Here is a 26,406-nt window from a genome sequence, read left to right as displayed (position 1 = left end):
TTCCAGTATTTCTTTAAAGTTATAGCTGTTATCGCAAAGGCGTATTAAAAACAGTCATTTATTACAGGGCTTTAATGCTGGCTCCTGCCTATTGTTTAAATGCGTAAGGCGAGAAGCGAGGTAGATTAAATAGATCTGACCCCTTTTTCAAAACTTATTAAAAACTGTAATTTATTATAGGTGCTTTAATGCTGGCTCCTGCCTATTGTTTAATGCCTAAGGCGAGAAAGACAAGCGAGGTAGATTAAATAGATCTGTCCCCTTTGTTGTCTAGAGCCTGAGCGTTAAGCTGCATTGATAAAAAACCCGCCGAGAGGCGGGTTTTTTATGGGCGGAATTTTATCTGGGCGCTGTCTGTTTTTGATGTCTTGTTAGTTCAGCTACTTCAGGTGCAGCGTTTTGACTTATCCCCTGTAAATCGAAGATGCCATCCTTAATATCTAAGTCACCCTCTTCTGAACTCGCAACCCCGTGAAATGTTCCTTTGAAATGTGCAGTCTTAGAATCAGATGACGTTAAAGTGAAATTACCACCTGTAATCCGACCCCCAGCAATACTCAAGCCATCATGGCCTATGAGTAGTGCTAGACAGTTGACTTTATTTTTACCAAATGCAGAACTTCCCGTGAATGTGCTGGGGAAGTCGATTCTCAATACGTAGTATTTATCCGAACGGTCATCCTTAGTAGTGCCGTGTATGGTGCGAGTTTCACTTTCCCCGAATAGATTGGCTTTTAAGTTAACCAGGCTACCGTTGATGGTGGCAGAAAATTTTCCTTTCGTACCATTTCTATCATTGCTGCTCATAGTGCTAACCCCTTGCGTAGAGTGGTCTGATCATGGTGAGTTCTCCTGCTCGCAAGAACAACTGTCAAATCTGATAGTTGTTTAGATGTTTTTGTAATTAGAAAAGGTGGTCTTGCTATAGAAAGGTAGAAAATAGGAAAGAGGACAAGTAGGGAGGAAAGAGGGAGGAAAGGGGACAGATCTATTTAATTGTCCACTAGAACACCTAATCGAATTGTTTCGCAGGCCTACCTCGAGCTCGATGCGATATTCGCAATCCAGTGATTTGTTCAATTTCGTCTATAAATCGAGAATTGCCTGTCAGTTGGCCGCGCTGGAGGGCGCCTCTGATCAACTGCAATTCTGAGGACATGAGGTATAGCGAGCCAGGCGCTCGGTATAGCTTTTACCGAGTTCGTTGAAGCAAAGGTCTTCATCCAGCCAATGGTTTTCTGCAGTTTCGTTGAGACGCAGATGCAAGCTCGACCAAGGGTAATCTTGAGCATGTTGCACCATTTGCGCTCGCACCGGGTTTAGCTCGATGTATCGACTACAAGCCAGCAGGTAGGTGTCGGTTTGAACCACGCTGGATTTGTATCTACTCTCCCACAAGGTACCGGAGCGTCCCTCCAGCTTGTTGCGATAGCGCGTCATGCGGCCTGCCAGACCTTTCATCAGTTGTCCGATAAGAAAAGGGGGCACCCATTAGCCGGTCTCAAGTCAAGGTTAAAAGCCTCCGCACCCTGCGGTTTTTAACTGCAGGGATTGCTCTTTAACTCAACCTGATCGGTTGAACCCGTCGAACCCGTTTCCTCTTCATTGGCTACGACCGAGTCGTGCCTGACACCCATGTGGATCAAGCGGTAGCGATACAGCGAGCACCGCCCTGGCAGTCAACTGCCCCAGAGAAACGTTGGTGCCGCCAATGTGGCCAAAACGTGTCACAGAACTGTGGCTCGTGCAAAAACACGTCCAGTCTCAGCGGGCTCACATGGCGGACGACCCGGTACAACACACTCAGGCGGTGACAGCCGGTCGCCACTCAGATTTCATGGTTCACGCCCAGTCCCTTTTTGGTTGATCGGCCATCACCTTAATCCGCCCCTTCAGGCGAAACAGCGCTTGGCATCAAATGGCTGTTTCTCCTTCAGGATGTGATAACTCGCCCGCGCCAGTTTGTGCGCCAGCGCTTTCGTGGCGACCACGGCATTGGTCTTGGCTTTCTTTTTCTCGAAAAAACGTTTGGCCTCTTCACTGAAACGCCGAGCAAAATTCGCCGCTTCGATAAAGGCCCAAATCAAGTAAGCGTTGCCGTTCTTGGTGTTGCCTTCGCCCTTTTTCTTACCATTGGAGTAATGCGCACTCTTTACGCACCGGGCATAGGAGGCGAAGTTGCCCACATCGGCAAAGCGCTCGATATCACCGGTTTCCAGCATGATGACCGTGGCCAGCACTTCGCCGATTCCAGGCATCGTTTTTAACAAGCAGAACTCCGGCCGCAGGCGAGCTTCATGCAGTAGGCGGTCCTCAAGGATATCAATCTGAGCCTGCACTGCCTGGATGATCGCGACATTGGCTTTCATCGCCAGAGCGACATCCGTGGTCAGGCCAAGTCTGTCCACGGATGTCGCTGACAGGCCTTTGACTTCATTGCAGCTCAACCCGTGGCCAAACTGGCGCGCCATGATGTTCTCCACCGCAAGAATGTGCTGCGTCCTACTGCGGACCAACTGAATACGTTTACGTGCCAAATCGCGCAGTGCCCGTTCTTGCGGCGGATGGATATAGCCGGTCGGCAATATCCCGAGTCGCAATAAATGCGCCAGGAACGCCGCATCATCCTTATCGTCAGAATGCTTTAAACCGTCGTAGCGTTGCATCGCCACGGGGTTGGCCAGCTTTACCTCGAAGCCTGCCGCCTTGAGACCATCGACCAGCCAATACCAGTTGTAGGTCGACTCGACCACGACACCGAGCAATTCGGCACGATGCGGTTCGAGCAGCGGGAGGATTTTTGTCAGCTCATTAGGACAGCGCCGACTGAGCAGGACCCGGTCCGTTTCGTCGGTAACCACTACAACGCTGTTGTTTGAATGCAGGTCTATGCCACAGAATTTCATCACGGCCTCCTCACAGCAAAAGTCTAAGTTCGCACCTTGAATTTTGCGCCACCTCCGTGAGGTGGGGAGGCCGGCTAGATGATTCTCAGATTTATTTAATCGTCCCTTGTTCAGTGAGTTGAGCGCTAAGGTGAATTGAGCCTGAGCGTTAAGCTGCGTTGATAAAAACCCGCCGAGAGGCGGGTTTTTATTGGGGGCAAGTTGTTCGCATCAGCCGAGCCGCGATTACTCCTTCAATTCGACGTGGTCCAGCGCCTGGTTCACCGCCAGTTCGCCGAGCATGACCACTTGGGCGATGCCCAGCAGGGTCTTGCGATGGGAGGTTTCCAGCAGCGCCGCGAAATTGTTGAGCATGGTGGTGGCCGAGCCCAATGTTTCGCTGGCGTTGGCCAGCAGGGATTCGGTGTTGTACTTCGGATTGGCCAAGTACATGGGCTCGGGTTCGTTGGTGGTGGCCATGATTTTTGCGGCCGGGTTGAGGTAATGGTCGAGGGCGCGTTCGGCGGCTTCGTGGAATTTTTTTGAATCGGGGGATTCGTAGGGGGATGCCGGGTCTGTGACCGGCGGATTAGGCGTTACCTTGAACATAAGCTGAAAACTCCTGAATGGAGCTGCTTACCTTCTCTACTAAAAGAAGGGTGGCAGCTGTGCGCAGGTTAGTAGACCGGGGAGTTATCAGCATTAACCGGCGCGCCGAAGCGCCCTGAGCACAGCCACCATCACGTTCAGACAGGAACATCTGATGGACAGAGCTTTGCACCTAACTGAAAAAACACCACGGGCTACTAAACCCGATCACTGGAAATCAGTGACGCGAATCAAGTTACCGGTGGGCTTCAAGGCGCACAAGCCGGCGGATTCTGGCGTACCTGTAGGCGGTGACGCAAGCCGTTGTAGGCTTCATGAAGTAACGCTGAGTGTCTTTAAACGTTGGCGTTTAAGTGGGGCCAGATGCCGGTCAGTGAAGAGATGGCGTTGGACATAAAGCACCTGTGGCGAGGGAGTCTTGCTGCTGCTGGGGCGCGAAGCGGCCCCCTAAAAAGAGGGACTGCTGCGCAGCCCAACGGGAGCAAGCTCCCTCGCCACAATGGGTGGATTCCTGCGAGGTTTTCGGAGCTGAAGATCAAAAGATCGCAGCCTTCGGCAGCTCCTACGGCGCGCGCGAGGGCTGCGATCTTTTAGGGATTAGGTGTCGTGATCGATATCCAGCTTGCTGAACGTCACTTCCCCGCCTTCGCTGGTGTACCCGGTGTTGTCCTGCACATAGACACCGGCCTTGAAGTACAGCGGTTTATCACGCCACATCGCGCTGATGTCGGTGTCCCACTGGTAGCCCGCCGCACTGATGCCCAATGCGCCGCCGGGGCTGAGGTGGATGAGGTAGGAAAATTCACGATCGAGTTTTACGCCAGTGGCGATGGTGATGACCCGGGCGGTGTCGTCGTCGGGGTGCATGCGGACTTTGGCGACGATGTTTCCGGTCTCGCTGTAGTCTTTATATTGATATTCGAGTTTTACCATCGGCTTTTGGCTTTTGTAGGCGTGGATCTGGCCAATGACGATCTTGCCCGTGCTGGGTACCTTGCTGACCGTAAGGGTCGCACGCAGAAAGTTGTCCGCGTCGGGGTAGTACCAGTTTTTCAGCGTGCCATTGCTGTAGGTTTCACGCAGTTCGGTGCGAGGGTAAATCGCGTTTTCAGTGCGGGTGCCGGTTACCGGGGACCAGAAAAACAAGGTGCCGGTGTCGGAGTGGAAATATTGATCCTTGAAGCCGTCCACCAGTTTGGTTGTTTCAACGGTGTACGGCGGACTGCCGACAGGAACGCTGAGGTTCCAGGTTGCGAGATCGATCATATTCAAGCTTCCACTTTGTTCTGTACGCGCGTGCCAGAAGCTCTAGCCCGCGCCTTCGGGCTGTCTTTATAAGCGTAGAACGGTTGTTTGTTAATGCCCGTTTGGCAGATGGTTGACGTCAACATCCTGTCGAAATGCCATCTTTCCCGGTTTACGGGGCCTGTAGGACTGACCGTTAGTCGGCTATATGAAACTTACTGAAGTGATGGCACACCGGTAGCTTCTGCTTTTGTGGATCCAGGTCTAGAGTGAAGTCGCATTATGTGTCCGGTTTTCACAAGAGGCCGGCCTGAGGTCCCGAACAAGAGATGCAGCATGGAATGCGCACAACCTATGCCAGCTGAAGGCAGCTCAATCCTTTTAATTGTTGATGATTACCCCGAAAACCTGATCAGCATGCGCGCGTTGTTACAGCGCCAGGATTGGCAGGTCATCACCGCGGCTTCCGGGTTTGAAGCGCTCAGCCTGTTGCTCGAACACGATGTCGACCTGGTACTGCTGGACGTGCAGATGCCGGGTATGGACGGTTTCGAAGTGGCGCGCCTGATGCGTGGCAGTCAGCGAACCCGCCTCACGCCGATCATTTTCCTTACCGCCAACGAACAATCCCAGGACGCCGTGATCAAGGGCTACGCCAGTGGCGCGGTGGATTACCTGTTCAAACCGTTCGACCCGCAAATTCTCAAACCCAAAGTCCAGGCCCTGCTCGAGCATCAGCGTAATCGCCGTGCCTTGCAGCAGTTGACCCATGACCTGGAAGTCGCTCGTGCCTTCAATGCCTCGGTGCTGGATAACGCCGCCGAAGGCATTCTGGTGGTGGGGGAGGATGGGCTGATTCGCTTTGCCAATCCGGCGATGTCCCGCTTGCTCAATGCCACGGTGCATGAGCTTCAAGGCAAGGAGTTTCTGGATTTCCTGCAAAAGCCGCACATCCCGATCTGGGCCGACTCCGAATTGTTTGCCGGCTACAAGCGCGGTGAAACCCTGCGCCTGCACGATGCGTTGCTGCGTACCGCGCCCGGCCAGCAGGTGCCGGTGGCGTTGTCCTGCGCGCCTTTGCCCACCGAACAACGTGCCATGGTGGTGACGGTGCTGGACATGTCGGTGGTGCACCATCTGCATCAGCAGCTGGAGTTTCAGGCGGTGACCGATCCACTGACCGGGCTGCTCAATCGCCGGGGTTTCTATCAGACCGTTGAAAACCTGCTGCTGCGCGGCGAACGCTCCAATAGCACGTGGGTGCTGTTGTACCTGGACCTCGACGGCTTCAAGCGGGTCAATGATTCCCTCGGCCACGATGCTGGCGACCGGGTGCTGCGATGGGTGTCCGAGCAGCTTAAGGCGTGTCTGCGGCCCTTCGATATTCTGGCGCGGATGGGTGGTGATGAGTTCACCGCGCTGCTGGATCTTGAGCTCCCCGAGCATGCGGCAAAGATTGCCGAGAAGCTCATCGAGCGGGTGTCGATCTGTCAGCAGATCGAAGGCATGGACATCGCCTTGGGCGCCAGTATCGGCATCGCCACTTATCCCGATTGTGGGGCTAATCTCGACGGGTTGATGCGCGCGTCCGACATCGCCATGTACGAAGCCAAGCGTGCCGGGCGTCAGCAATATCGCTTCTACGATCACGAAATGAATGGCAGGGCGCGCTCGCGGCTGATGCTCGAAGAGAGCGTGCGCACGGCCATCGAGAACCGTGATTTCAACCTGGTGTACCAGCCTCAGGTGGCCATTGCCGACGGGCAGATTCGCGGGTTCGAGGCGTTGCTGCGCTGGCAGCATCCGAGTGTTGGCGATGTACCGCCGGGGCTGTTTTTGCCGTTGCTGGAAGAGGCGCGGTTGATCAGTCGCCTGGGCAGCTGGATTTACCATCGTGGGGCCAAACAGCGAAAAGCCTGGGAAATTTTGTTTGCCGAAGATCTGGTGCTGGGCGTCAGTTTGAGCAGCACGCAATTCGGTTTGCCCAATCTGGTTACCGAGCTGCGCCAGGTGCTGGAGCGCCATGGTTTGAAGGCGCGGCAGTTGGAGGTCGAGGTCACGGAAGAGGCCTTGATGCTTAACCCCGACGAAACCCGCAAGCAGCTGCGTTTGCTGCGCAATTTGGGAGTGCGGGTGGCGCTGGATGATTTTGGTTCCGGGGCTTGTTCGCTGGCGCACTTGCGCGACCTGGAACTGGACACGCTCAAACTCGACCGGCATTTGATCGCCCGGTTGCCGGGATCCGAACGGGATGCAGCGCTGGCGCGCAGTGTCATCGATTTGTGCAAACAGTTCGGTCTGTTAGTCATCGCTGAAGGGGTGGAGACCGTGGCGCAATATGAATGGCTGCAAGCCAACGGTTGCCAGTATGTGCAGGGGTTTCTGGTCGCGCGGCCGTTGATGGCCGAGGACACCCGTCACTTTGTCGAGCCGTTCGACTGGAGCGCGCTGACGAGTTGAATTCGTTACACTGGCGGCCTTTTCGTGACTCGTGTTGCCGCCCCAATGACCGCGTTGAAATACCTCCAGGCCTATCCCGCTACGTTGCAGGACCAGGTGCGCCAGCTGATCGCCGAAGGTCGGCTGGGCGACTACCTGAGCCAGCGATATCCGCAAAAGCACGGGGTGCAGAGCGACAAGGCGCTGTACACCTATGCCCTGGACCTTAAGCAGGAATACCTGCGTAATACCCCGGCGATCGACAAGGTGTTATTCGACAACCGTCTGGACCTGACCCACCGCGCGCTCGGCCTGCATACCGCGATCTCCCGGGTACAGGGAGGCAAGCTCAAGGCCAAGAAAGAAATTCGCGTGGCATCGTTGTTCAAGGACGCGCCCTCCGAGTTTCTGAAAATGATCGTGGTGCATGAGTTGGCGCACTTCAAAGAGTCGGATCACAACAAGGCGTTCTACAAGCTGTGCGAACACATGTTGCCGGGGTATCACCAGGTGGAGTTCGATTTGCGGGTGTACCTGACGTGGCGGGATATGCACTGAAGGATCAAGATCAAGATCAAGATCAAGATCAAAAGATCGCAGCCTTCGGCAGCTCCTACGCGCCTGTGGGCGCTGCCGAAGGCTGCGATCTTTTGATCTTCTTTTGACCTTCTAATAAGGAGCGCATGGATGGACGTGAGCAAGACCAAAAGCAGCTTCTACCGCCGGTTGTACGTGGCGTACCTGATCGACAGCGGGCTGGCCAGCAGCGTCCCGGCGTTGACCGAAGTCACCGGCATGCCTCGGCGCACGGCCCAGGACACCATCGCGGCATTGGCGGATCTGGATATCGTTTGTGAATTCGAGCAGGAAGAAGGCGCGCGCAACCATGCGGGGCGCTATCGGATTCGCGAGTGGGGGGCGATTGATCGGGGGTGGATCGAGCGCAATCTGCGGCAGATCAAAGCGGTGTTGGAGTATCCCTGAATTTCTGCGGCGACAGGGCTGACGCCTTCGCGGGCAAGCCTCGCTCCTACAGGGGCGGAAGTGGCCGACACATAATCTGTAGGAGCGAGGCTTGCCCGCGAAGAGGCCCTCAGGAACGACGCATCCCGATATGCGGAATGTCATCTTCCAGATATTCCTCACCCACCACCACAAACCCGTACCGCCCGTAATACCCCTGCAAATGCGCCTGGGCCGAGAGGTAGACGGGCACTTCGGGCCAGCGTTTGGCGGCCTGTTTCAACGCCTGGCTCATCAACTCATGCCCAAGCCCGGTGCCGCGTGCAGCGGGAGCAATGATCACTCGGCCGATTACCACATCGCCGCCCTGTAACTCCGGGTCGAGCAAGCGCAGGTAAGCCACCAGACGATCCCCGTCCCAGCCCATCAGATGGCAAGTGTCACCTTCCAGATCCTGGTCGTCGATGTCCTGATAAAGGCATTTCTGCTCGACGATGAACACCGCGGCGCGCAGCTGCAAAATGGCATAAAGCTGCTCTTTACCCAGATCGCTGTGGTGCTTGCAGACCCAATCGATTGTCATCTTCAGATTCCTTGAACAACGTGCTCCGATACTAAGCGTCCTGAGGCGGGATGTCTTTATGGCAAAAAAATCTGTGACAAAGGCCAAAATGCCATCATTCATTTCTCGCGAGATTGTCTTCTTTGTGTAATCTGCGATGCAGCGCTGTGCAATGTCGTCGATAAGCTAATGTTAGGACCTGGGTTTCGCCGCTAAAGGGGCCTTGGAGTTTTGGCTGAAAACACGTCGGGCAACCCGCCCGCTAAGGATTTTCTGGCATGCCGCGATTGCATCGAGCGTTTGCTTTGATTGGATTGCTGTTGCTGACACAGAGTGCGGCAGCGCAAAAGCTGCGCCTGGTAGCCGATGCCTGGCCGCCCTTTACCGACGCCACGCTGGTCAATGGCGGACTGGCCACGGACATCGTTAGCACCGCGCTGGCCCGGGCCGGTTATGCCAGTGATTTCGAACAGGTGCCGTGGGCGCGAGCCTTGTTTGGGGTAGGCGAGGGGCGTTACGACGTGCTGGTCAACGCCTGGTACACCGATGAGCGCACGAAGCTGGGGCAGTTTTCCGGCGAGTACCTGCTCAACCGCGTGCGCTTTCTCAAGCGCAAAGACACGCCGATCGAATTCAACAACCTGCAACAACTGCACACTTTCCCGATAGCGGTAGTACGCGGTTATGCCTATTCGCAAGCATTCGACGACGATGTGTCGCTGCAGAAAGTCCCCGTGCATAGCTTCGCCATGGCCGTGCGCATGGTCGCGGCCGACCGGGTCAAGCTGACTCTGGAAGACGAGTTTGTCGCCCGGTATTACCTGGCTCGGGAGTCATTCAAGGTACGCAATTCCGTGGAGTTTTTACCCAAGCCATTGAGCGAGAACAGCCTGCATATTCTGGTGAGCCTGAAGAACCCGCAGCATGAACAGATCGTTGCCGGGTTCGACCGTGAGATTGCGGCGATGAAAGCTGATGGGAGTTATGAGAAGTTGCTCAAGCAGCATGGGATGTGAGCGGGTTTTGTGGTGTGGCTGATGGCCTCATCGCGAGCAGGCTCGCTCCCACAGGGGTTGCGGTATATCGCTGATCTGTGCCTGACACAGATCCAATGTGGGAGCGAGCCTGCTCGCGATGAGGCCCGCCCAATCACCACAAATCTCAGGCTTCGCTAGTGTCTTTAATGAGATGCGCCGCCAACGTCCGCAACGGCCCCAGCTGCCGGCAGATCAACGCCAGTTGCGTCTGCACCAACCGCTGCCCTTCGTCGATCTCATCCGGCATTTGTTCCAGCCCATTGGCCAGCGCTTCTTCCTCATCACTCTGAATCGCAATCGGCTGTTTGCTCGCCAGGCCTTGGGCGATTTCGTCGAGGCTGGCAGCCAGGCTCACGCCGGCGCCGTCGATCAAATGCTCGCGCACCTCCGTTGGCAGTTGGGTTTCGCGGTGTGCCCCCAGCCCCGACAAATAGCTGAGCAAGGTGTGCGACAGCACCAGGAAACGGAACCCGACGTCCGCTTCCTTACGAAAGTGCCCCGGCTCCATCAGCATGTTGGCCAGCGTCGTCGACAATGCGGCGTCGGCGTTGTGCGCGTTGCGCCGGGCCAGGCGATAAGCCAGGTCGTCGCTTTTGCCGGCGGCGTATTGCTGCATGATCTGGCGCAGGTAAATGCTGTTGCAGGTGAGGGTGTTGGCCAGCACTTTGTTCAGGCGTCGACCCTGCCAGTCCGGCAGGAACAGGAATACCGCGAGCCCGGCGATCAGACTGCCGAGCAAGGTATCGAACAGTCGCGGCAGAAGCAGCCCATAACCATCGCCCACCTGGTTGAAACAGAACAGCACCATGAGCGTGATCGCGGCAGTCGCCAAGGTGTAGCGGGTGGTGCGATTGGTAAAGAACACCACTCCGGCAACGATCGCGAAGCAAGACTGGATCAACGGGTTCGGGAACAGATCGAACAACGCCCAGGCCACGGTCAGGCCGATGGCGGTGCCGATGATCCGCTGCCCGAGTTTGCGGCGAGTGGCGCCGTAGTTCGGCTGACAGACAAACAGCGTGGTGAGGATGATCCAGTAACCCTGCGACGGGTGGATCAAATGCACCATGCCATAGCCAATGCTTAACGCCAGGGGCAGGCGCAGGGCATGGCGGAACAGCAAGGACGTCGGCGTCAGCTGCGTGCGCAAACGTACCCAGACATCCTTGAGGCTGCGTGGCGAACGGTCGAGCAAGCTGCTGTCGGTGGCGTCTGCGAGCGCATCGGGGTTGCTGGCGTCGCTGAGCAAACGGTCGAGGGTACCGAGATTGGCGGCCAGCGCTCGCAACGAACGCAACAGGCCGCGCCAGGCCGGATTGCTCTGGATACGAAGGTGTTCGAGGGAGGCGTGCAGGTCGCTCAGGGCCTCGGCGAAGCTTGCGTCGTAGGTGAACGGCTGGCGCATCTGGATCGATTCGGCCAGCGCGCGGCAAGCCTTGCCTTGCTGGCGCAGCAGGCGCTGACAGCGGAACAGCACGTCGCTGTGGAAGAACGCTTCGGCCAGCGCGTTATAGGGGTAGTGCGAGGAACTGGCTCGCTCGTGAATGTCCTGGGCGAGGAAGTACAGCTTCAGATAACGGCTGACTTTCACCCCCGGCCGACCGTCGCCGACCCGATGCAGAATGATTTCCTTGGCGGCGTTCAGGGCTGCCACCACCCGACCATTCTGTTGGGCCAGTTCCAGGCGCTGCGCTTGCACGTCCATCTGCCGGATCGGTTCGAACAGCGACGATTTCAGCTTCAAGTAATAACCCAGTTCACGGAACAACCGCGCCAGGCTTTGCTGCACCGGCTGGTTGGAAAACAGCGCCTGCCACAGCACCGAGAGCAAGCCGTACCAGGCCGCACCGGCCACCAGCAGCACCGGTTCGTGCCAGAAATCAGTGACCGCGCCACCGCGCTGGTCCACGCCGATCATGGTGTAGACCGACAGAATCAACGTTGCCGAAGCAATCGCGCCATAACGTTCGCCCAGCGCGCCGAGCATGGTCAGGCAGAAGCTGGCCAGGGCAAAGGCGATGATAAAAAGGACGGGGTAGGGGAAGAGCAGTTCGACGGACAGGGCCGCGACCATGAAACACACCAGCGTCACGGCCAGCGCGTTGAGGCGACCCTGCCAACTGTCGTCGGTCTCGGCCAGGGCGCTGGCGATGATCCCCAGGAACAACGGGATCAGCAGCCCCATTTCATCCTGATACCAACACAGCGCCATGCTGCCGGTCAGGGCGATGAATACCCGCACGCTGTAGCTGAATTTATCCAGCGCCCAGAGGCGGCGCAGAGACTGCCGAAATGTGGTCGATGACATGAAGTGCGAAGGCCTTCCGAGGCAATGACGCTAAATTGAGCCACTAATGACGCCGACGCAATGGCGCCGATCACATCTGACAGCAAAATCTGTTCCTTCCCTGGCGAACATGGGTTTATCACCTTGAAATGAAATCCCCTGTAGGAGCTGTCGAAGGCTGCGATCTTTTGATCTTGCGTTTAAAAAGCAAAGTCAAAAGATCGCAGCCTCGTTTCACTCGACAGCTCCTACACAGCTCCTACACAGGCCTGCAGCGAGTGGTGTGGTCAGACGTATTGCGCGGCAGCGTAACCAGAGGCCCAAGCCCACTGGAAATTGAATCCGCCCAGATGCCCGGTAACGTCGAGCACTTCACCGATGAAATACAGGCCCGGGCTTTTCAGCGATTCCATGGTCTTGGACGATACTTCGCGAGTGTCAACGCCGCCCAGGGTCACTTCGGCAGTGCGGTAGCCTTCAGTGCCGGCCGGCACGACTTTCCAGCTCGCCAGTTTTTCGGCGATGTCTGCCAGTTCGGCGTGGGTGTACTGCTTCATCGGTTTGGAGACGAACCAGTTGTCCGCCAACAGGTTGGCCATTTTCTTGGTGAAGATTTCACCGAGCAGGGTTTTCAACTCGCTGTTGGGACGTTCGGCCTGCTGCTGTTGCAGCCAGGTCGGCACGTCGTGATCCGGCATCAGATTGATTTCCACCGTATCGCCGGATTCCCAGAACGACGAAATCTGCAAGATCGCCGGTCCGCTGAGGCCTCGGTGGGTGAACAGGATGTTTTCGCGGAAACTCTGGTCGTTGCAGCTCACCAGGCAGTCCACCGACGTACCGGACAGCTCGGTGCAAAGCGCCTTGAGCTGATCGGTGATGGTGAACGGCACGAGGCCGGCGCGGGTCGGCAGTAAGTCGTGACCGAACTGTTTGGCCACTTGATAACCGAAACCGGTGGCACCGAGGGTCGGAATCGACAAGCCGCCAGTGGCGATCACCAGGGATTCACACGTGACCTGGCCCAGCGTGGTATCCAGCAGATAACCGCTTTCCAGCTTCTCGATGGTCTGAATCGAGGTGTCCAGGTGCAGGCTGACGCCGACCTGATCGCACTCCTCGAGCAGCATTTGGAGGATGTCGCTGGATTTGTTATCGCAGAACAACTGGCCGAGTTTCTTCTCGTGGTACGGCACGCCATGTTTGGCCACCAGACCGATGAAATCCCACTGGGTGTAGCGCGCCAGCGCGGATTTGCAGAAGTGCTCGTTCTGCGAGAGAAAATTGCCCGGTTCGGTGTACATGTTGGTGAAATTGCAGCGGCCACCGCCCGACATGAGGATTTTCTTGCCGGCCTTGTTCGCATGGTCAAGCAACATCACTTTGCGCCCGCGCCCGGCGGCGGTCAGCGCACACATCAACCCTGCGGCGCCAGCGCCAATAATCACGACTTCGGTAGAGCGCAAAACGGTGTCCTCAAAAGAAACCTGTAGGAGCTGTGTAGGAGCTGTGTAGGAGCTGTCGAGTGAAACGAGGCTGCGATCTTTTGATCTTGATCTTGTTGTTGAGATCAAGATCAAGATCAAAAGATCGCAGCCTGCGGCAGCTCCTACAGGGGATGTTCGTTGTTCTTACAGAATGCGCACGCGCAGCGAACGGCCTTTGATTTTACCGTCGTTCAGGCGCTGCAAGGCTTGCTTGGCGATCCCGCGTTCCACGGCCACATAGGCCTGGAAGTCGAAAATTGCAATCTTGCCGACCTGGGCGCCCGGGATGCCGGCATCGCCGGTCAGCGCACCGAGAATGTCGCCCGGACGTACTTTGTCTTTACGGCCCGCACCAATGCACAGCGTGCTCATCACTGGCAGCAGCGGTGCGCCACCCTGGGACTTGAGGTTGCTCAGCTGATCCCAGCTCAACGGCGACTTCTGCAGTTGCTCGATGGCTTGGGCACGGTGGGCTTCGGACGGGGCGACCAGGCTGATCGCGATGCCTTTCTCGCCCGCACGGCCAGTACGGCCGACACGGTGGATGTGGATTTCCGAATCACGGGCCAGTTCGACGTTGATCACCATATCCAGCATATCGATGTCCAGACCGCGCGCGGCGACATCAGTGGCAACCAGCACCGAAGTGCTGCGGTTGGCGAACATGGCCAATACCTGATCGCGGTCACGCTGTTCCAGATCACCCTGCAGACCGACGGCGGAGATGCCTTTGGAGGTCAGGTGATCAACGGTTTCCTGAACCTGCTGCTTGGTGAAGCAGAAGGCAACGCAGGACGCCGGACGGAAATGCGCGAGGACTTTGACCACCGCGTCCATGCGCTCCTCCGGGGAGATCTCGTAGAAGCGCTGCTCGATCTGCGTATCGTCGTGGAACGCCTCGGCCTTCACGATCTGAGGGGTGCGCATGAATTTCGACGCCAGTTGCTTGATGCCCACCGGGTACGTGGCGGAGAACAGCAGGGTCTGGCGGCGCTCCGGGGTCTGGGCGATGATTTCTTCGATGGAATCGTAGAAACCCATGTCGAGCATGCGGTCGGCTTCGTCGAGGATCAGCGTGTTCAGGCCATGGAGCACCAGCGAACCCTTGCGCAGGTGCTGCTGGATACGCCCCGGGGTGCCGACGATGATGTGCGCGCCATGCTCCAGCGAGCCGATCTGCGGGCCGAAGGACACGCCGCCACACAGGGTCAGGACCTTGATGTTGTCTTCGGCGCGGGCCAGACGACGGATTTCCTTGGCGACCTGGTCAGCCAGCTCGCGAGTCGGGCAAATGACCAGCGCCTGGCAACCGAAGAAGCGCGGATTGATCGGGTTCAGCAGGCCGATACCGAAGGCGGCGGTTTTGCCGCTGCCGGTCTTGGCCTGGGCGATCAGGTCCATCCCCTTGAGGATCACCGGCAAGCTTTGCGCCTGGATCGGCGTCATCTGGGCATAACCGAGGGAGTCGAGGTTAGCCAGCATGGCGGCGGACAGCGGCAAAGTATTAAAAGCGGTGGCGATGGTGGTCACGGGACTGGCCTGCAAAACAAAATGTCGCGCAGTGTATCAGTCTCATGGCCATTCGCCTGAAGTTTCCGGACGAGAAGTCGTAGCAGCTGCCGAGGCATGAGGCTGCGTCGGGCTGCGAAGCGGCCGCCGAGGGTGGTTCTGCGGACACGCAACGTAGCCTCGTGCCTCGGCAGCTGCTACGGGTCAGTGCTCGATATCGTGCTCTCGGCTGACCATCCGTCGGCCATCCTTGGGCGAAAGCTGCGAGAAGATGGTTGCAGCCAGCATCGCCATGATTCCGACCGTCACAAATGTCAGCTGGAACGCGCCCAGAACCGTGTCCACGCCGTCATTGCCGATCTCCGCCGTGAAGCCGCCGAGCAGGGCGCCGGCGCAGGCCACACCGAGGCTCAGGGACAATTGCGCGACCACCGACAGCAAACTGTTGCCGCTGCTGGCGCTGGCGTCGTCGAGGTCGATCAGGGTGACGGTGTTCATCGCGGTGAACTGCAAGGAGTTGATCGCCCCCAGAACTGCCAGCTGAGCCAGCAGCAGCCAATACGGCGTCTGCTCGCTGACCAGGCCCATGCTGGCCAGCATGATCCCCAGCGCCAGTGTGTTGCCGGTCAGCACGCTGCGGTAGCCGAAACGTTCGATCAGCGGCCGCGCCACCGACTTGGCAACCATCGCGGCCGCAGCCAGGGGCAGCATGCTCATCCCGGCCTGTGACGGCGAATAACCCAGCGCCACTTGCAGCAGCAGCGGCACCAGAAAGGGCAGGGCGCCGCTGCCGAGGCGAGCGAACAGGTTGCCAAGGATGCCCACGGCGAAGGTCCGGGTCTTGAACAGCGAGGGCGCAAACAGCGGATTGTCGATGTGCCCGGCCCGCAGCCAATACGCCGCCAGACACGCCATGCCGCCAAACAGCAGCAACATCACCCGCAAGTGCGGCAGGTGCAGTTCGCCGAGGCCTTCCATGGCGATGGTGATCAATACCATCGCCGCGCCGAACAGCAAAAAACCCAGGCTATCAAAGCGCGTGCGTTCGCTGCCGCGCAGGTCAGGGATGAATTTCCACACCGCGTAGCAACCGAGGATGCCCACCGGCAGGTTTATCAGGAAGATCCAGTGCCAGGTCAGGTATTGCACCATCCAGCCGCCCATGGTCGGGCCCATCAGCGGGCCGAGCAGGCCGGGAATGGTGATGAACCCCATGATCCGCACCAGTTCCGAGCGCGGATAGGCGCGCAGCACCACCAATCGACCGACCGGCAGCATCAACGCGCCACCGAGGCCCTGAATCACCCGGGCGCCGATGAGCATGCTCAGCGTGTTGGACAAGGCGCAGAGCAATGAGCCGAAGCTGAACAGGAGGATCGCGCCGAAGAAGATTTTCCGGGTGCCGAAGCGATCGGCGATCCAGCCGGAGGCGGGGATCAGTAAGGCGACGGTAAGCATGTAGGCGATGATGACGCCCTGCATGCGCAACGGGTCTTCGGCCAAGTCCCGGGCCATAGCGGGGAGGGCGGTGTTGAGGATCGTCCCGTCGAGGGACTGCATGAAGAAGGCAATGGCCACAACCCACGGTACCCAGCGGGCGGTGACGGCATCGAGAGGTGGGCGGTTGGGCATGGGACCTCTTGTGGGGGCTGGTCGAGCTCGATCCCTGTGGTGAGGGATCCATTGAGATGAGAAACCTTTGTGGCGAGGGGGCTTGCCCCCGTTCGGCTGCGAAGCAGTCGTAAATCCGGCGAATGCGGTATGTCTGATAGAGCCGCGTTTGCTGATCCAGGGGGCTACTTCGCAGCCCAACGGGGGCAAGCCCCCTCGCCACAGGTTTTGTGTTTACAGCGTCAACGTCAGTCGGCTGACGAGCGCACCGGGCAATAACGCCGAGGCAGTCGCCCGCTGACTGTAGGTGCTGGCTGAAAGCAGCAATTCACGTTCCTCGGTCAACGCTTCGAGCTGCGAACCGAGCAGGCTGTAGACGCTGTCATCAAACCGCATGGTGCTGACCGGTGCCTGAATCTCGCCGTTCTCAACCCAGAAGGTCGCAAACCGCGTCATGCCGGTCAGGCGCGCCGCCGGTTGGTCCGAGTAGTTCAGGTACCACAGGTTGCTGATGTAGAGCCCGGTGCCGAGGCGCTTGAGGATGTCCTTCTGCTCCAGATCGCCGCCGTTCATGACCAGCGCCGTCGGGTATTCATGGCTGCTGGCGCCGTTGGCAGCGAGGCCGTATTCGGCGGCGCTGCGGGAATTGATCAGTCGGGCATTGGCCATGCCTTTGGCGATCAACCCCAGATCATCGCGGGGATAACCTTCGTCGGAAAACGCCGGGCTCAAGGAACCGCTGACCTGCTCACTCAACCATACGTTGGGGCTGAAGCAGGCTTCGCTGGCGTAGAACTTCTGCAATGGGCTCTGTTTGCTGGCAATCGCCTGGGCCGAAAACCCGCCCCAGCTCAGCATGCCCATGATTTCTTCCAGCGCTGCCGGCGCCAGGTAGGCGCGGTATTCGCCGGGCGGCAGCGTGCGCAACGGCCGACCCAGAAACGCCAACTGCTCGCGGGCCTGCTGGAAGCGCCTGGCAAAGCCTTCGCTGTTCCAGTCGTTCCCGGCATAGCTGGCTTTCACCGCCTGACCGTTTTCATGGAACAGGCTGAAATCGAAGTTGAAGCTGTTGGCCTGATGCCAGCCGAACGCGCCCGAGGAACTGGCGAAACCGCGACTGATCGGCCCGGCGGCATAGAAGCCGACCAGATCCAGCCCTTCGGCAGCTTGAGTGATTTCAGCGACCACTTGCTCGGTGTCCGGCAGCGGATGCTCCTGCACGTTGTTGCTCTGCCAGTCGTTCTGGTTAAGCAGCAGGTATGGATCCTGAGGCAACAGTGGCAGGGTTTCGCGCAACTGTTGCAGGCCTTCGGCCAGACGCTGAAGATCAACTTCGTGGTCGCCCGACAGCGTGATATTCAGATCGGCATGACGACCATCGTTAATCAGTTTGAACCCGACACTCGCCTGCTGCACCTGCCCGGCTTGACGGACTTTGGCATGGTTGAAGCGCACGAAGGCCGACGACTCGGCGGCGTAGCTGAGGGTGAATTGCTCCGGCGTGCGCAGTGCATCGCGCAGCCAATTGACCAGGTCCTTGAACGACTCGGCCTGGCTATTTGAAGTGCTCGTGGCAGTACTCATCAGGCATCTCCCCCAAACACATCCACATTGCTGAACACACAGGCCGGCGACGCATGGCCGACGCGGATCACTTGGTTCGGTTCGCCCTTGCCGCAGTTCGGCGTGCCTAGCACTTTGACGGTGTTGGCATCGCCGACAGCGCTGAGGCTTTTCCAGAATTGTGCGGAAATTGCCCGGTAGTTCGGATTCTTCACCACACCCTTGAGTTCGCCGTTTTCGATCAACTGGCCCCATTCGCAGCCGAACTGGAACTTGTTGCGCGCATCGTCGATGGACCACGAACGGTTGGTGCTCATCAAAATGCCGTGCTCGATGTTGCCGATCAGCTGTTCCAGCGGCTGATCGCCGGGCTCGATGTTGAGGTTGGCCATGCGGTCGATCGGCGGACGGTTCCAGCCGCAGGCGCGGCTGTTGGCAACGCCATCCATGCCGGCGCGAAATTGCGACAGCGCACCGCCCAATGGCCGCAGCAGCAAACCTTCCTTAATCAGAAATTGTTTGCTGGCGGCGCTGCCGTCGTCGTCATGGCCGTAGCTGGCGAGCTGTTCGGGGATGTCCGGGTCGAAGGTCACGTTGAGCAGTTTGGAGCCGTATTGCAGGCTGCCGAAGTCTTCTGCCTTGACGAAACTGGTGCCGGCGTAATTGCGCTCATCGCCCAGGATGCGGTCCAGTTCCAGCGGGTGACCGATGGACTCGTGGATCTGTAGCATCATTTGGTCAGGCATCAGCAGCAAGTCGCGGGGGCCTTGCGGGGTGTTTGGCGCCAGCAGCAATTGCAGCGCCTGATCGGCGACTTTCGGGCCGGCACCGATCAGGCCGCAACGGCTGATCACATCAAAGCCGCCCTGCTGGCCGAAGTTCTCGCGGCCCAGGCTACGGGTCTGGCTGTCGCTGCCGTCGAAGGCGGTGACGTCCATGCTCGGGTAGACGAAACGCTGGGCCTGACGCAATTCGGCACCGGCGCTGTTGAGGTAGATTTGCTCGACGTTGGTGATGCCGATGCTCGCCTGCCAGTTCACCAATCGCTCGTCCTTGGGCACGGCGGCAGATTCGGCGCCGAGCAACTGGTAGCAATCGCTCAGGGACGGGAAGGGCTGGTCGAGATTGGGTGATAAGTAGTCGGCGCGGTCGCTGGAGACGGCTTGCTCGCGCAGGTCGAGCAGGGCGTGAGGTTTGAGTCGACGGGCTTGTTGCTCGGCCTTCTCCAGTGCGGCCTGAAGGCCGGATTGGGACAGGTCGTTGGTCGCGGCGTAGGCTTCGACGCCGTTGACCCGAACGGTCAGCATCACGCCTTCATCACGGCTCAGACTCGGCGGTTCGGCGACGTTCTTGCGCACTGACAGGTACTGGCCAGACTCGCGTACATAACGCAGCGAAAAGAATTCAGCGCCCGTGCGCAAGGCAGCGAAGCGCTGCTTGAGCTGGGGGTGGAAATCGAACATTCGGGAACCTCCTTGGCATGGAGTTGCGATGCATCGGTATTGCGAGGGGGTGAAGCGTTTGCGTGGCGCTAGATTAGGCCTGGGCGGGGGGTAGATCAAGGGCGCAGCAGTGTAGGGAGGGATTGCAAGGATGCGTCAGGTCGAGATGTGTTGTCTGGTCGGGCTCTATCGCGAGCAGGCTCGCTCCCACAGGGACCCAGGTAGATCACAAATTTGCAATCCAACCCGGAACTTGTGGGAGCGAGCCTGCTCGCGATGGCTGCACCACGGTGTAGCGGTTATGGCGCGGTAGGGCTCACATCCCGCAACGGCTTGCCACGCACCGGTGCATCACCGGCCACGTAGTAAGCGGCGTTGCTACGCGGCAACGGCTTGCGACCGCGGATCTTGTCAGCGATTTTCTCGGCCATCATGATCGTTGGTGCGTTCAGGTTGCCGGTGGTGATGATCGGCATGATCGAGGCATCGACCACGCGCAGGGCTTGCATGCCATGCACACGACCTTCGCCATCGACCACGGCCATCTCGTCGGTGCCCATCTTGCACGAGCAGGACGGGTGGAACGCGGTTTCGGCGTGTTCGCGGATGAACTTGTCCAGCTGCTCATCGGTTTGCACGTCAATGCCCGGGCTGATTTCGCGGCCACGGAAGGCGTCCAGTGCTGGTTGCTGCATGATTTCACGGGTCAGGCGGATGCCATCGCGAAATTCCTGCCAGTCCTGCTCGGTGGCCATGTAGTTGAACAGGATGCTCGGGTACTCGCGCGGATCCTTGGACTTGGCCTGAATGCGACCACGGCTTGGCGAACGCATGGAGCCCATGTGCGCCTGGAAGCCGTGCTTTTTCACACCGTTGCTGCCGTTGTAGTTAATCGCCACCGGCAGGAAGTGGTACTGAATGTTCGGCCAATCGAATTCCGGACGGGTGCGGATGAAGCCGCCGGCTTCGAACTGGTTGCTGGCGCCGATGCCGGTGCCGTTGAACAGCCACTCGGCACCGATGGCCGGCTGGTTGTGCAGCAACAACGACGGGTACAGCGAGACCGGTTGGGTGCAGGCGTATTGCAGGTACAGCTCAAGGTGATCCTGCAGGTTTTCACCAACGCCTGGCAGGTCGTGGACCACCGGGATGTCGAGTTTCTTCAGCAGTTCGGCCGGGCCGACGCCGGAGCGTTGCAGAATCTGCGGCGAAGCGATGGCGCCGGAGCACAGCAGTACTTCTTTGCGGGCGCGGGCTTCAACGCGCTCTTCAGCGGCGCCGATCAGGTAACGCACGCCGACCGCGCGCTTGCCTTCGAACAGAATCTTGTCGGTCAGGGCGTGGGTGACGATGGTCAGGGTCGAACGCTTCTTGGCGACGTCCAGGTAACCGCGAGCGGTACTGGCGCGACGGCCGTTCGGCGTCACGGTGCGGTCCATCGGGCCGAAACCTTCTTGCTGGTAGCCGTTCAGGTCTTCGGTGCGCGGGTAACCGGCTTGCACGCCGGCTTCAACCATCGCGTGGAACAACGGGTTGTTGCCGGCTTTCGGCGTGGTCACGCTGACCGGACCGTCGCCACCGTGGTAGTCGTTCGGGCCGATGTCACGGGTTTCCGCCTTGCGGAAATACGGCAGGCAGTCGAGGTAGGTCCAGTCTTCCAGACCGGGCAGCTTCGACCAGTTGTCGTAGTCCATTGCGTTACCACGGATGTAGCACATGCCGTTGATCAGCGAAGAACCACCCAGGCCCTTGCCGCGACCGCATTCCATCCGGCGACCGTCCATGTGTGGCTCTGGATCGGTTTCATAGGCCCAGTTGTAGCGACGACCTTGCAGCGGGAATGCCAAGGCGGCCGGCATTTGCGTGCGGAAGTCGAGACGGTAATCCGGGCCGCCCGCTTCGAGCAGCAGGACAGTGACGCCTTCGTCTTCAGTCAGACGGGTCGCCAGGGTGTTACCGGCCGAGCCGGCACCGATGATGATGTAATCGAATTCTTGGGACATTGAATGCACCCTCTTTGAAGTTGGTCAGGTCGGCGAGTGCTGCGCACTCGATCGCCAGCAGGCTGGCTCCCACATTGGAATGCGTACTCCTGTGGGAGCCAGCCTGCTGGCGATGACGGCCTCGCAGGCGAAGCGAATATCGCCTTAGAACACCGAGGCGTAATCGCCCAGTTCGACCTGTACCGATTTGATGCGTGTGAAGTTGTTCAGCGAGCTGATGCCGTTCTCACGACCCACGCCCGACTGCTTGTAGCCGCCGACCGGCATCTTGGCGTCGGACTCGCCCCAGGCGTTGATCCAGCAGATACCGGCTTCCAGTTGATGGATCACACGGTGAGCGCGGTTCAGGTCTTTGGTGACGACACCAGCGGCCAGGCCGAACTCGGTGTTGTTGGCGCGACGGATCACTTCTTCTTCGGTTTCGTAGGTCAGGATGCTCATCACCGGGCCGAAGATTTCTTCGCGAACGATGGTCATCTCGTCGGTGCAATCAGTGAACACGGTCGGTGCCACGAATGCGCCTTTGGCGAATTCGCCTTCGGTCAGACGGCTGCCGCCGCACAGAACGCGAGCGCCTTCTTCCTTACCTTTGGCGATGTAACCCAGCACGCTTTCCATGTGGGCGAAGCTGACCAGCGGGCCGAAGTTGGTGTTTTCGTCTTCCGGGTTGCCGACGCGGATGCGGGCAACGCGTTCAACGATCTTGGCTTCGAAAGCGGCTTTCAGGTGGCTCGGTACGAACACGCGAGTGCCGTTGGTGCAGACCTGACCGGAGCTGTAGAAGTTGGCCATCATCGCGGTGTCGGCGGCGCGATCCAGGTCGGCGTCGTCGAAAATGATCAGCGGGGACTTGCCGCCCAGTTCCATGGTCACGTCTTTGAGCGACGAAGCGGAAGCGCTGGCCATCACCTTCTTGCCGGTGTCGGTGCCGCCGGTGAAGGAGATTTTTTCGATGCGCGGGTGTTCGGTCAGCCAGGTGCCGACTTCACGGCCACTGCCGGTCAGAACGTTGAACACGCCAGCCGGAACGCCAGCTTCGGTGTAGATCTCGGCCAGTTTCAGGGTAGTCAGGGAGGTGACTTCGCTTGGCTTGAAGATCATCGCGTTACCGGCCGCCAGGGCCGGTGCGGATTTCCACAAGGCGATCTGGATCGGGTAGTTCCATGCGCCGATACCGGCCACGACGCCCAGCGGCTCGCGACGGGTGTAGACGAAAGACGTGGTGCGCAGCGGAATCTGCTCGCCTTCGATGGCCGGCACCAGGCCTGCGTAGTACTCCAGCACGTCAGCGCCGGTGACGATGTCGACGTAACGGGTTTCGGAGTACGCCTTGCCGGTGTCCAGGGTTTCCAGGGCGGCCAGTTCATCGTTGCGCTCGCGCAGGATGTCGACGGCACGACGCAGGATGCGCGAACGCTCCATGGCAGTCATCGCAGCCCAGATTTTCTGACCCTTTTCGGCGCTGACCACAGCGCGCTCAACGTCTGACTGGGTCGCACGTTGTACGGTTGCGAGGACTTCACCGTTAGCCGGGTTGATGGCTTCGAAGGTGGCGTCGCTGCTGGCGTCACTGTAGCCGCCATCGATGTAGAGTTTTTGCAGTTCGAAACGGGCCATAAAGTCCTCGCAAGTGCATAAGTGGTTGGCGTTGACCACCGGGCGAGCCGTGTAGCAGTGGCGTCGCGGTCGGTAGCGGTTCAGGTGCTGAGCGGTTCTGTGTGCTCTAACTCACCTGCTTGGCCAGTTGGAAATCCATGTATTCGTAAGCGATCTGGTGCGCCTGCCCGGTGTCGAAAGCATCTCCCGACAGCGCGCCGCGCAACCACAAACCGTCAATGAGGGCTGCCAGGCCGCGGGCGGCGCTGCGCGCTTGATCAAGCGGCAACACACGGCGGAACTGGCAGCACAGGTTGGAATACAGACGGTGATCGTTGATCCGCTGCAACCGGTGCAAAGACGGGTGGTGCATGCTGGTGGCCCAGAAGGCCAGCCAGGTTTTCATTGCCGGGCCATTGACCTGGCTGGCGTCGAAGTTGCCTTCGATAATCACCTGAAGGTGAGCCCGTGGGCTGGTGTCCTCCAGCGCCTGACGGCGCGCGGTGACGTTCTCGCTCAGGACATTCATCAGATACTGCGCCGTGGCGGCGATCAGGCCGTTCTTGTCCTGAAAGTAGTGACTGATGATGCCATTCGAGACACCGGCCAAACGGGCGATCAGCGCAATGCTGGCGTCCCCCATGCCGACCCGATCGACCGCCTGTAATGTGGCTTCGATCAATTGCTGGCGGCGGATGGGTTGCATACCGACCTTGGGCATCTTGCACATCTCCTTAGGCCTTCCGGTGGACGAAAAACGGCTACCGGGTTAAAGGCCAGTCTATTTTGTTTTGATTGAACGTTCAATCAACAAAGAATAAGATCTGCGACAATTCGTCGCTGCCTACAGGTTTTTCCTACACGTAGTTGGCGGAAAAACGACATCTGAAAATGCTCGAAACCCACACGCTCAGGCGTTCAGGGGTTTCGGGCTTTTTTCGGGCTGTCTTTATATCACCCGCCGGTCGGCTGCCAACTAACCGAATGGTCGGGTAACGCGTTGCCTTGTGTTCTTCTCTCGCACTGCCTGGAGCATCTGTGCCATGAGTTCTGCCTCTCTAATAAAGACCCCACCCGAGAAGGTGACGGTCAACGGTTGGGTGTTTTACACCTCTACCGCGCTGATCCTGCTGTTGACCGCCATTCTGATCATTGCCCCGCAAGAGGCCGGCAGAATGCTCGGCATTGCCCAGGCCTGGTTGTCCCGCAGCTTCGGCTGGTACTACATGGTGGTGATCGCCGCTTATCTGGTTTTTGTGGTTGGCCTGGCGTTTTCGTCCTACGGCAAGCTCAAGCTGGGCAGCAAGGACGACACCCCGGACTTCAGCTACGGCGCCTGGGCGGGGATGCTGTTCTCGTCGGGTATCGGCATCTCGTTGCTGTACTTCGGTGCTTCCGAACCGCTGGATCATTACTTCAATCCGCCGGAAGGCGTGGCTGGCAGCAATCTCGCGGCTCGTCAGGCGGTGCAACTGACGTTCCTGCATTGGGGCCTGCATGGCTGGGCGATCTACGCACTGGTCGGCCTGGCCGTGGCGTACTTTGCTTACCGTCATAACCAGCCGCTGGCGTTGCGGTCGGCGCTGTATCCGCTGGTCGGCGAGCGTTGGGTCAAAGGCGCGGCCGGTCATGCGGTGGACGGCTTCGGCATGTTCGTGACCTTGCTGGGGCTGGTGACGAACCTGGGGATTGGTTCGCTGCAAGTATCGTCGGGGCTGGAAAACCTGTTCGGCATGGAGCACAGCAACACCAATCTGCTGATCGTGATCATCGTGATGAGCACCGTGGCGACCATCGCCGCTGTGTCTGGCGTGGAAAACGGCATTCGCCGTCTGTCCAACCTGAACATCGTGTTGTTCAGCGGTCTGCTGATTTTCGTGCTGCTGTTCGGCCCGACCCTGCACCTGCTCAACGGCTTTGTGCAGAACATCGGCGACTACCTGAACGGCGTGGTGCTGAAGACGTTCGACCTCTATGTGTATGAAGGCGACAGTGAGAAGTCCGACCGCTGGCTGGGCCTGTGGACTCTGTTCTACTGGGCCTGGTGGATTTCCTGGGCCCCATTCGTCGGCATGTTCATCGCGCGTATTTCCCGTGGTCGCACGGTGCGTGAGCTGGTGGCCGGCGTGTTGCTGATTCCGCTGGGCTTCACCCTGGCATGGCTGTCGATCTTCGGTAACTCGGCCCTGGACCTGGTGATGAACCATGGGGCGGTGGAACTCGGGAAGACGGCGCTGGAACAGCCGTCGATGGCGATCTACCAGTTGCTTGAGCATTACCCAGCGTCGAAGATCGTGATCGGCGTGTCGATTTTTGTCGGTTTCGTGCTGTTCCTGACCCCGGCGGATTCCGGCGCGGTGATGATGGCCAACCTTTCCTGCAAGGGCGGCAATGTTGACGAAGATGCGCCGCACTGGCTGCGGATTTTCTGGTCGGCGGTGATCACTCTGGTGACCATCGGTCTGTTGTTCGCCGGTAACTTCGAAGCCATGCAAACCATGGTGGTGCTGGCCGGTCTGCCGTTCTCCGTAGTGCTGGTGTTCTTCATGTTCGGCTTGCACAAGGCCATGCGCCAGGACGTGCAAATCGAACAGGAGCAAGCGGAACTGGCAGCGCGTGGTCGTCGTGGTTTCAGCGAGCGTCTGACCCAGCTGGATCTGCAACCGAACCAGTCGATCGTTCAGCGTTTCATGGACAAGCGCGTCAGCCCGGCACTGGAAGACGCGGCTGTGCAATTGCGTGCTCAGGGCCTGGATGTGCAGACGTTGCTGGGTAAGGCCAAGCGCTGCATGGGCGTGCGGATCGAGATGGAAGAGGGCAACCCTTTTGTCTACGAAGTGAGCCTGGACGGTTATCTGGCGGCGGCAAGTGACACGGTGTCGGCCGAAAGTGCCGATGAACCGCGCGCACGTTACTACCGCGCCGAGGTGTACCTGCATAACGGCAGCCAGGATTACGATCTGATGGGCTTCACGCAGGATCAGATCACCCGTGACGTGCTCGATCAGTTTGAAAGCCATCGGCAGCTGCTTGGCCGGGTTTATAGCTGAGTAATCGAGGACGCGGTGTTTCGGTCCGAAGCACCGCGTCGGCTTCATCGCCAGCAGGCTGGCTCCCACAAGAGATGCAATCCAATGTGGGAGCCAGCCTGCTGGCGATGGGGTCTTC

19 protein-coding genes and 1 pseudogene are annotated in these 26,406 nt (G+C 58.8%); 5 read left to right on the top strand and 15 right to left on the bottom strand.

Annotation, left to right across the window (positions count from 1 at the left end; all coding sequences use genetic code 11):
- Window positions 1-339 precede the first annotated feature (339 nt).
- From ACZ89R_RS15720 to ACZ89R_RS15700, 5 genes and pseudogenes are all read right to left on the bottom strand, one after another.
- Complete coding sequence (locus ACZ89R_RS15720) at window positions 340-807, bottom strand: hypothetical protein (RefSeq protein ID WP_429545300.1); 468 nt, start codon at window positions 805-807, stop codon at window positions 340-342.
- Window positions 808-1,012: 205 nt separating this feature from the next.
- Window positions 1,013-1,473: pseudogene (locus tag ACZ89R_RS15715) on the bottom strand (transposase); the annotation flags it as partial.
- Window positions 1,474-1,892: 419 nt separating this feature from the next.
- Window positions 1,893-2,906, bottom strand: coding sequence for an IS110 family RNA-guided transposase (locus tag ACZ89R_RS15710; protein ID WP_429545301.1), 1,014 nt, complete (start codon window positions 2,904-2,906; stop codon window positions 1,893-1,895).
- Between the two features lie 225 nt (window positions 2,907-3,131).
- Window positions 3,132-3,494: a DUF6124 family protein gene (locus ACZ89R_RS15705; RefSeq protein WP_429545302.1), complete on the bottom strand. Its 363-nt coding sequence runs from the start codon at window positions 3,492-3,494 to the stop codon at window positions 3,132-3,134.
- Window positions 3,495-4,091: 597 nt separating this feature from the next.
- Window positions 4,092-4,760: a polysaccharide lyase family 7 protein gene (locus ACZ89R_RS15700; RefSeq protein ID WP_429545303.1), complete on the bottom strand. Its 669-nt coding sequence runs from the start codon at window positions 4,758-4,760 to the stop codon at window positions 4,092-4,094.
- A 315-nt stretch (window positions 4,761-5,075) separates the two neighbouring features.
- On the opposite strand from ACZ89R_RS15700, the gene ACZ89R_RS15695 reads away from it, so the two are divergent.
- The 3 genes from ACZ89R_RS15695 (at window position 5,076) to ACZ89R_RS15685 (ending at window position 8,162) form a co-directional block, all read left to right on the top strand.
- A complete protein-coding gene (locus ACZ89R_RS15695; protein ID WP_429545304.1) occupies window positions 5,076-7,199 on the top strand; it encodes a putative bifunctional diguanylate cyclase/phosphodiesterase in 2,124 nt (707 codons plus the stop codon).
- Between the two features lie 45 nt (window positions 7,200-7,244).
- Window positions 7,245-7,736, top strand: coding sequence for a M48 metallopeptidase family protein (locus tag ACZ89R_RS15690; RefSeq protein ID WP_429547852.1), 492 nt, complete (start codon window positions 7,245-7,247; stop codon window positions 7,734-7,736).
- A gap of 129 nt (window positions 7,737-7,865) precedes the next feature.
- Window positions 7,866-8,162, top strand: a complete 297-nt coding sequence (locus ACZ89R_RS15685) for a winged helix-turn-helix domain-containing protein (RefSeq protein WP_007894945.1) — start codon at window positions 7,866-7,868, stop codon at window positions 8,160-8,162.
- 109 nt (window positions 8,163-8,271) lie between these two features.
- On the opposite strand, the gene ACZ89R_RS15680 is transcribed toward ACZ89R_RS15685, so the two are convergent.
- On the bottom strand, window positions 8,272-8,724 hold the full coding sequence (locus ACZ89R_RS15680; RefSeq protein WP_429545305.1) for a GNAT family N-acetyltransferase: 453 nt from the start codon (window positions 8,722-8,724) through the stop codon (window positions 8,272-8,274).
- A 257-nt stretch (window positions 8,725-8,981) separates the two neighbouring features.
- On the opposite strand from ACZ89R_RS15680, the gene ACZ89R_RS15675 reads away from it, so the two are divergent.
- Window positions 8,982-9,719, top strand: coding sequence for a substrate-binding periplasmic protein (locus ACZ89R_RS15675; RefSeq protein ID WP_429545306.1), 738 nt, complete (start codon window positions 8,982-8,984; stop codon window positions 9,717-9,719).
- A gap of 145 nt (window positions 9,720-9,864) precedes the next feature.
- Here ACZ89R_RS15675 and yccS read toward each other — a convergent pair whose 3' ends face one another.
- The 9 genes from yccS to betI form a co-directional block, all read right to left on the bottom strand.
- Window positions 9,865-12,048: a YccS family putative transporter gene (yccS, locus tag ACZ89R_RS15670; RefSeq protein WP_429545307.1), complete on the bottom strand. Its 2,184-nt coding sequence runs from the start codon at window positions 12,046-12,048 to the stop codon at window positions 9,865-9,867.
- 266 nt (window positions 12,049-12,314) lie between these two features.
- Complete coding sequence (locus ACZ89R_RS15665; RefSeq protein WP_429545308.1) at window positions 12,315-13,493, bottom strand: BaiN/RdsA family NAD(P)/FAD-dependent oxidoreductase; 1,179 nt, start codon at window positions 13,491-13,493, stop codon at window positions 12,315-12,317.
- 165 nt (window positions 13,494-13,658) lie between these two features.
- Entirely contained in the window at window positions 13,659-14,996 is a 1,338-nt protein-coding gene (gene dbpA / locus ACZ89R_RS15660) for an ATP-dependent RNA helicase DbpA (protein ID WP_238542572.1), read from the bottom strand.
- Between the two features lie 231 nt (window positions 14,997-15,227).
- Window positions 15,228-16,703, bottom strand: a complete 1,476-nt coding sequence (gene mdtD, locus ACZ89R_RS15655) for a multidrug transporter subunit MdtD (RefSeq protein ID WP_429547853.1) — start codon at window positions 16,701-16,703, stop codon at window positions 15,228-15,230.
- A 165-nt stretch (window positions 16,704-16,868) separates the two neighbouring features.
- Window positions 16,869-18,218 (bottom strand): TldD/PmbA family protein, encoded by a 1,350-nt coding sequence (locus ACZ89R_RS15650; RefSeq protein ID WP_429545309.1) that lies wholly within the window; start codon window positions 18,216-18,218, stop codon window positions 16,869-16,871.
- Window positions 18,218-19,660, bottom strand: coding sequence for a TldD/PmbA family protein (locus ACZ89R_RS15645; RefSeq protein ID WP_429542417.1), 1,443 nt, complete (start codon window positions 19,658-19,660; stop codon window positions 18,218-18,220). The genes ACZ89R_RS15650 and ACZ89R_RS15645 overlap by 1 nt, the downstream gene beginning before the upstream one ends.
- A 278-nt stretch (window positions 19,661-19,938) precedes the next feature.
- Window positions 19,939-21,642, bottom strand: coding sequence for a choline dehydrogenase (gene betA / locus ACZ89R_RS15640; protein ID WP_429545310.1), 1,704 nt, complete (start codon window positions 21,640-21,642; stop codon window positions 19,939-19,941).
- Window positions 21,643-21,786: 144 nt separating this feature from the next.
- Complete coding sequence (gene betB, locus ACZ89R_RS15635; protein WP_429545311.1) at window positions 21,787-23,259, bottom strand: betaine-aldehyde dehydrogenase; 1,473 nt, start codon at window positions 23,257-23,259, stop codon at window positions 21,787-21,789.
- 106 nt (window positions 23,260-23,365) lie between these two features.
- On the bottom strand, window positions 23,366-23,959 hold the full coding sequence (gene betI, locus ACZ89R_RS15630) for a transcriptional regulator BetI (RefSeq protein ID WP_429545312.1): 594 nt from the start codon (window positions 23,957-23,959) through the stop codon (window positions 23,366-23,368).
- Between the two features lie 379 nt (window positions 23,960-24,338).
- Between betI and ACZ89R_RS15625 the strand changes: the two genes are divergently transcribed.
- Entirely contained in the window at window positions 24,339-26,288 is a 1,950-nt protein-coding gene (locus tag ACZ89R_RS15625) for a BCCT family transporter (RefSeq protein ID WP_229768770.1), read from the top strand.
- The last annotated feature ends 118 nt before the right edge of the window (window positions 26,289-26,406 follow it).

This window comes from Pseudomonas sp. TE3728, assembly GCF_056279145.1.
This window is presented reverse-complemented; position numbering and strand designations above follow the sequence as displayed.

Excerpts from the sequence above, each read along its gene's own strand:
- ACZ89R_RS15690 (WP_429547852.1), top strand. The coding sequence starts at position 7,245 with ATGACCGCGTTGAAATACCTCCAGGCCTATCCCGCTACGTTGCAGGAC.
- ACZ89R_RS15705 (WP_429545302.1), bottom strand. The coding sequence starts at position 3,494 with ATGTTCAAGGTAACGCCTAATCCGCCGGTCACAGACCCGGCATCCCCC.
- yccS (WP_429545307.1), bottom strand. The coding sequence starts at position 12,048 with ATGTCATCGACCACATTTCGGCAGTCTCTGCGCCGCCTCTGGGCGCTG.
- ACZ89R_RS15685 (WP_007894945.1), top strand. The coding sequence starts at position 7,866 with ATGGACGTGAGCAAGACCAAAAGCAGCTTCTACCGCCGGTTGTACGTG.
- betI (WP_429545312.1), bottom strand. The coding sequence starts at position 23,959 with ATGCCCAAGGTCGGTATGCAACCCATCCGCCGCCAGCAATTGATCGAA.
- betB (WP_429545311.1), bottom strand. The coding sequence starts at position 23,259 with ATGGCCCGTTTCGAACTGCAAAAACTCTACATCGATGGCGGCTACAGT.
- dbpA (WP_238542572.1), bottom strand. The coding sequence starts at position 14,996 with ATGCTGGCTAACCTCGACTCCCTCGGTTATGCCCAGATGACGCCGATC.
- ACZ89R_RS15700 (WP_429545303.1), bottom strand. The coding sequence starts at position 4,760 with ATGATCGATCTCGCAACCTGGAACCTCAGCGTTCCTGTCGGCAGTCCG.
- ACZ89R_RS15650 (WP_429545309.1), bottom strand. The coding sequence starts at position 18,218 with ATGAGTACTGCCACGAGCACTTCAAATAGCCAGGCCGAGTCGTTCAAG.
- ACZ89R_RS15710 (WP_429545301.1), bottom strand. The coding sequence starts at position 2,906 with ATGAAATTCTGTGGCATAGACCTGCATTCAAACAACAGCGTTGTAGTG.
- ACZ89R_RS15680 (WP_429545305.1), bottom strand. The coding sequence starts at position 8,724 with ATGACAATCGATTGGGTCTGCAAGCACCACAGCGATCTGGGTAAAGAG.
- ACZ89R_RS15695 (WP_429545304.1), top strand. The coding sequence starts at position 5,076 with ATGGAATGCGCACAACCTATGCCAGCTGAAGGCAGCTCAATCCTTTTA.
- ACZ89R_RS15645 (WP_429542417.1), bottom strand. The coding sequence starts at position 19,660 with ATGTTCGATTTCCACCCCCAGCTCAAGCAGCGCTTCGCTGCCTTGCGC.
- ACZ89R_RS15720 (WP_429545300.1), bottom strand. The coding sequence starts at position 807 with ATGAGCAGCAATGATAGAAATGGTACGAAAGGAAAATTTTCTGCCACC.
- ACZ89R_RS15675 (WP_429545306.1), top strand. The coding sequence starts at position 8,982 with ATGCCGCGATTGCATCGAGCGTTTGCTTTGATTGGATTGCTGTTGCTG.
- betA (WP_429545310.1), bottom strand. The coding sequence starts at position 21,642 with ATGTCCCAAGAATTCGATTACATCATCATCGGTGCCGGCTCGGCCGGT.